Here is a 5,767-nt window from a genome sequence, read left to right as displayed (position 1 = left end):
AAGGATGGGGACTCGACGCCTATACGTCGTTTTTTGATGATGATTAGTTTGTTAATTGGATTAAGCGATACAAATACCTATTACTGCTTCATAACCACGCCATGTAAAGGTTGTAATATAACTATGTCGCTCTTTTGGCAAATAGGACACACTTGGTGCACCTTCAACGATATGAGGCGGTGAGATAATAAACTCTGGACCAAACTCGGTACGAGCATTACCAGATATCGTATTGGCCATTTCGCCAAGTAAGTCCTTCATCATTGTAATCGATGAATCAGGCTCACCCATTATTTTAATCACTTGTCGCAACATATTGCTAGGAGCGCTCACATAAACGCAGCCTTCAAGAGGGCCTGATATTTCAATAACACCGCTATAATCATAACCGATAGCGCTTTTGTTGTTATTCAAATAAGGGGTATTAACAGCCACTTGTGCGTCGTCGATTTGTGCAAAAAATGCATTAATCGAACTTAGGAACACACCTAACTTTTCTACTTTAACCATAATATATTATTGTCCATATTCAACACATGTCAGCAATATGATTAATCCTGCAGACAGACCACAATTTCGCCAACTTGTGACAGCCAAGTAATAGGAATAATAAAGGAACGCTCATCGCTAGGTAATACAATACTTTGCGGTGCTCCTTTAAACACGAATGGTACAGAGATATGAAACTCTGCTCCGAACTCATTACGCGCATTGCCAGCGATAGTGTTGGCAACCTCACCTGCAAGGTCCATGTAAATTTCTTCACTATTTTCAGTTTCGCCCATACTACTTAATAAAGAGGACAGTAATTCGCGCGTTGCCGAAAAATATACCACGCCTTTTTGGACGCCTGATATTCCAATCACACCTGTGTAGTCATGGACCTTTGGCTGCTTGTTTTCTAACAGATAAGGCGTATCAGCGATAAGCTCTGATCCACCAAACTGATTGAAATAGTTACTAATAATACTCAAAAAAATCTGTAGCTTTTGTTCTTTCATAATGACATCTGCTTAGGTCGTTGGATGATATTAGTCTTGCACCAGCTCATACAAAGACTCTACGAGATCTTCTTCTGAAAAGGGTTTACACAAAAACCCACTAGCACCAAGCGATAACGCCTCAATCCCCGTAGATTTATCTGACAAAGCCGATACCACCAAGATTCGTACATTAGGATCAATAGCGATGATTTTTTCGATGCATTCAAGACCATCCATTTGTGGCATGGTTAAATCCATAGTAATAACATCAGGGCGGTGTGTATTGAACTTCTCAATAGCTTGAACGCCGCTGGTGGCCGTAGCAACCAACATAAAGTTCCCTGAGTCATAAGCCCGTTGGATGCGGTTTCGAATGATATTGGAATCATCAACAATCATTAGTTTATACATAACGTATTTATTATCCTTAATTAAGCGTTAGGCAGCGTAATGACAAAACGTGTCATCTTACCGTGCTCACTATTTACATTGAGCTTACCGTCATATTCTTTTACTTGAGCTTTGATGATGTCTAAACCAACACCGCGACCACCATCTTCATCAGCATCCTCTTTTGTAGAAAAACCAGAAGAAAACAGATGTTTTAGTAGACCATTACGATCAAGTTGGTTCGCCTCTTCAACATCGAAACGACCTTGTTTGACTAACTTCTCGCGAATACCATCATAGTCGATACCTTGACCATCATCTTGTAGAGTCACAATAAAATCTTGACCACTACTTTGCATCTCAAGACCAATTGTACCGACAGCGGGCTTGCCAGCTGATTGACGTACATCAGGCGCTTCAATACCATGTACCACAGCATTACGTAACAGCTGAATACTGATTTCTTTTACAGTCTTTTTAAGGCGTTCTGGTATCTTGACTTGACCTAAAGTCGCACTATCAAGCTGTACTTGCTTGCCTTGTCTGGCTGCGATGTCTTGTGCAAAGTCATGATAATAATCTAACAAATGATTGTCAGCTTCTTCATCTAAGTCAATCTCATTGCCTGCAATTTCTGAACCATCTATTGACAGATCTGTTGCTTGGTTTTGAACTACTGGTTCATGCACATCTGACGCTGTACTCGCTGGCGCTGTACGGTTGATACGCTCACCCAGTGTTTCAATAGTGTTAGACAAGCTCAGTAAGTCATCTAAATGCACCGCTAGAGGTAAGAAGTCATTACCAGATAGCTTGCCTTGATTTTGTAGCACATTAAGCTGATCTTCTGCTTCTGATGCAATCTTAGTAAAGCTGTGTAGCTTTAATGCTGAGGCCTCACCTTTTAAGCTATGCATTTCGCGATAGATAGCGTTTAATTTAACTTCAAGCTCATATTGCGTACTGCCAGGATTTTTTAAGATATTGTTGATCTTTTCAATATGCGTTTTGGTGTTAGTGATAAACTCATTAATGATTTTTGGATTTACGTTTAAGATGGTCGTTAACATCTCAATCTGCATATCATTTTGTGAACGTTCTTTTTCTAGACGTTGTTCTAGATGAACAGCGTCCGATACATCGTTGACGTTGACCAAGATACGAGCGATATCTTTATCTTCATAAACACGTGAAAACCTAAAGTCTAAGAAGCGGCTGTCTGAACCATGTTCGCCAGTAGTATTATGTAGTAATACCTTATGCAGCGGGTTTAGATCGTTGACAAGTTTTTCTTTAACGCGTGGGTTGTATAGCTGCTCAACGAACTGACGTGTGGTCGTGAGATCTTTATCAGAGATACGCCCACGTAATACACTGGCAAAGTTTTCTCCTGCCAAGTTATCAGAGCCAATGATTTTATTGAGGGCTTTTGAATGCTGCTGACCGATATTTAGATCTTTATCAAGCAAGAACAGACCGGTATTAACCGTTTGCATAATCTCTTGGGTTTCGCGACGTGCTGCTAATGCCTCAGCATCTGTTTCACGTAGACGACGTACAAAGAAGAATACAAAGATCAAGAAGTAAGCGAAGATAGCTGCAACACCAAGTATCTGCACTAGACGAATAGTGTTGGCTTGGTTTTCAGCACTTGTAAATACGTTATCAGTTAGGTCATCTAAAGAGTCGTTAATAAACAAACTTGACGTCTTTGCCTGCTCAACTGCTTGGGTCAACTCATCAGCAGAGTCAACCATGATGTTATCAGCATCTTTTAGATACGCCTGAATTTTAGGCTCTAAAAGCTGCCACTGCTCATTGGCTGCAGCGATATCGGCCTGTGCCTTGCTATCGACTTGCGGTAAGTCATAGGTATTGCCGTCGATATCAGTAATCGTACCACCTTGTCCGATAGCAGTAATAGAGTTTGTAATCAATGCTGTATTTTGTTCTAAACGCTCAAAAACTCGCTGCATGTGGGGAGAGTTGGTATCCTCACCATAGCTATTGTCCAAGTCAAACAAGTCTTTAATCACCGCCTGTGCGCTGTTAGCAACTTGGTTGGTTTGGTCAATTAGTACGGTGTTTCTTTCTAATAAACTTGAGGTATAAAACGTAAATGCAAGTAAAGCACCAATCAACGACAAGAACAATGCAATTGATATAATCAGACCTTGATAACGTTTATTATCGACATTATGTGTGGTTGCCATGTTAAAAGTCCTTTAGTTTGCCTGCTCAGTAGTTTGGGCGTCAGGTTGAGCTTCACCTAACCATTTTTCTTCGATTGTCTTAAACGTTCCTTCTGCTTTAAGTTTGGTGATACCTTCATTAACAGTGTCGATAAGCTGAGTGTTATCCTTTGCCATTAGTACAACTTGCTGCGCTGAAGGCGTATCTTCACCTTCATACGGTACGATAGTCACTTCATATTCTGGATGAGTTTTAGCGGTATATTGCAAAATAGGCAAATCATGTAGGATAACGTCGACCTTGTTTTGCAGTAGGTCTTCAAATAGTAAAAAGGCTGTGGTTCTTGTAGAAAGCTCACCATATTTGCCAATTTCTTTTAGTTGCTCTACAGGTTTTGCACCTTCCATACCAGCAACATGTAGTCCTCCTAAGTCCTCTAAACGCTTTAAGTTTAAGTCTTTATTTGAGTACATCATGGCTGATGGGTTAAAAAAGTAAGGTGTGGATAAACCATACTTTACGTTACGATCGTCTTTATAAGAGATACCTGATACCGCTAAGTCACGGCCACCAGACTCTACGCTATCAAACATGTCTTGCCAAGTTTCTTTATAAAACTCGACTTTGAAGCCTTGCTCTTCTCCAATAGCACGGATAGCATCAATATCGATACCTTGCATATTTCCATAGTCATCTTGGAAAGAAAACGGAGGCATTGTACCTGTCGTCGCCACTTTAACTACTGGTGCGTCATCAGGTAATTTACTAACAAAAGTATCTTTGTTTTCTGCCACTGTTGGACTGGTTGTAGTTGCGTTTTCTTGCGTAGTTGTATTGCTGGCATTATTAGAGTTGCCACAACCAAATAAGCCCACACTTAGTACAATAGGAAGTACACGATATAACTGTTTCATAATCTATCCTTGAAAAATAGGGAGGTTTTACGGTTTAATAAAACGCACTTGTCGTTCTTTCATATTCAACATTTACTTTTTATTTAATACAAAATGATTTTTCATAAATACCTTTTGTATTTTGAATCAATAAACTGTCATAAGCTCAAATGAATTTTGACTATTGCAGCTTAAAAAATAAATATTGAACCCATATTTTTCACCTAAAACGATATACAATGACTAGGTAAATAACACGTTGAACTTGCAGTACATTTATTACACAAACTTACAATGAATAATACTCAAGTAACTTTGTAATAGCAATCAAGGTAAGCGAGTGGTAATTGATAATCGTTATCATTAACCTGGTGAATTTGTATATAATAACGCTTGTGTAGACATGAACGGTGTCAGACAGGTTCAGGTGTTATAAAAAAGCATTCATACGATTAATATGTATGAATGCTTTTTTAACAGATGAATGCTTTTTAACAGAGAATTTTTTAGTTAATTGAGTGTCTTTGAGCTGGTCAACATTAAGTATTTGGTTTACGTTGTTCTGATACAGCTTGCGTCAGATCTTCACCAAACCATTTTGTGGTTAAAGTGGCATACGTACCATTTTGTTTTAGACTCTTTAATCCGGCATTGACCTTTTCAAGTAACTCAGGTTGCCCTTTTTCAACGAGCAGTACTTTGTATGCACTTTCTGCATGGATATCTTCATAATCAAAATATTTTGGCTTCAAATCAGGCAAATCGTTCATAATATAGCGAAGAGCACCTGCATCTTCGGCAACCGCATCAACTTCACCCCGCGCCATAGCCTTTACTGCTAAAAAAGTTGACGGATATGGGCTAACAGATTCAACATTGATTTCGCCACTACTAAAATAATCATATTGTACGGTATCGCTAAGCACTCCAATCTTTACATCGTCTAATTCGTCTATAGAGGTAAGATTTAAGGACTCATCTAGATATACCAAGCTTGAAGGTAGCGGCGCATACGGGTCTGACAGTAAATACTTTTTGTCACGTTCCGCACTATATGGTACAGCGGCTGCAAGCATATCTCGAGTTTTGTTATCTAAGTTATCAAACACCTCTTCCCATGGATCACTATAGATTTCGACTTTAAAACCTTGGTCCTCACCAATCTCACGCATAAGATCGATATCAAATCCAGTAACACTTCCATACTCATCATTAAATCCATAAGGAGCAAACTGCGCGTCAGTAGACAGTTTTACGGTCGGTGCAGTATCAGGCAATTTACTTACAAATTCATTGTCGGTGCAGTAT

At 39.3% G+C, this 5,767-nt stretch carries 6 protein-coding genes; all 6 read right to left on the bottom strand.

What is annotated here, in order from left to right; all coding sequences use genetic code 11:
- Positions 1 to 60: 60 nt before the first annotated feature.
- A complete protein-coding gene (locus PENNN9_RS02430) occupies positions 61 to 510 on the bottom strand; it encodes a chemotaxis protein CheX (RefSeq protein WP_058368169.1) in 450 nt (149 codons plus the stop codon).
- A 41-nt stretch (positions 511 to 551) separates the two neighbouring features.
- On the bottom strand, positions 552 to 1,001 hold the full coding sequence (locus PENNN9_RS02425; protein WP_058368168.1) for a chemotaxis protein CheX: 450 nt from the start codon (positions 999 to 1,001) through the stop codon (positions 552 to 554).
- A gap of 30 nt (positions 1,002 to 1,031) precedes the next feature.
- Entirely contained in the window at positions 1,032 to 1,394 is a 363-nt protein-coding gene (locus PENNN9_RS02420; protein WP_058368167.1) for a response regulator, read from the bottom strand.
- Between the two features lie 20 nt (positions 1,395 to 1,414).
- Positions 1,415 to 3,586, bottom strand: a complete 2,172-nt coding sequence (locus PENNN9_RS02415) for an ATP-binding protein (protein ID WP_058368166.1) — start codon at positions 3,584 to 3,586, stop codon at positions 1,415 to 1,417.
- Positions 3,587 to 3,598: 12 nt separating this feature from the next.
- Positions 3,599 to 4,480, bottom strand: coding sequence for a substrate-binding periplasmic protein (locus tag PENNN9_RS02410; protein ID WP_058368165.1), 882 nt, complete (start codon positions 4,478 to 4,480; stop codon positions 3,599 to 3,601).
- A gap of 518 nt (positions 4,481 to 4,998) precedes the next feature.
- Positions 4,999 to 5,767, bottom strand: a 769-nt coding sequence (locus PENNN9_RS02405) for a substrate-binding periplasmic protein (RefSeq protein ID WP_058368164.1), incomplete at its 5' end; no start/stop codon positions are given.

Source organism: Psychrobacter sp. ENNN9_III, from assembly GCF_001462175.1.
Lineage (GTDB): Bacteria > Pseudomonadota > Gammaproteobacteria > Pseudomonadales > Moraxellaceae > Psychrobacter.
The sequence above is the reverse complement of the archived record's forward strand: the minus strand, read 5'-3'. Positions and strand labels throughout refer to the sequence as shown.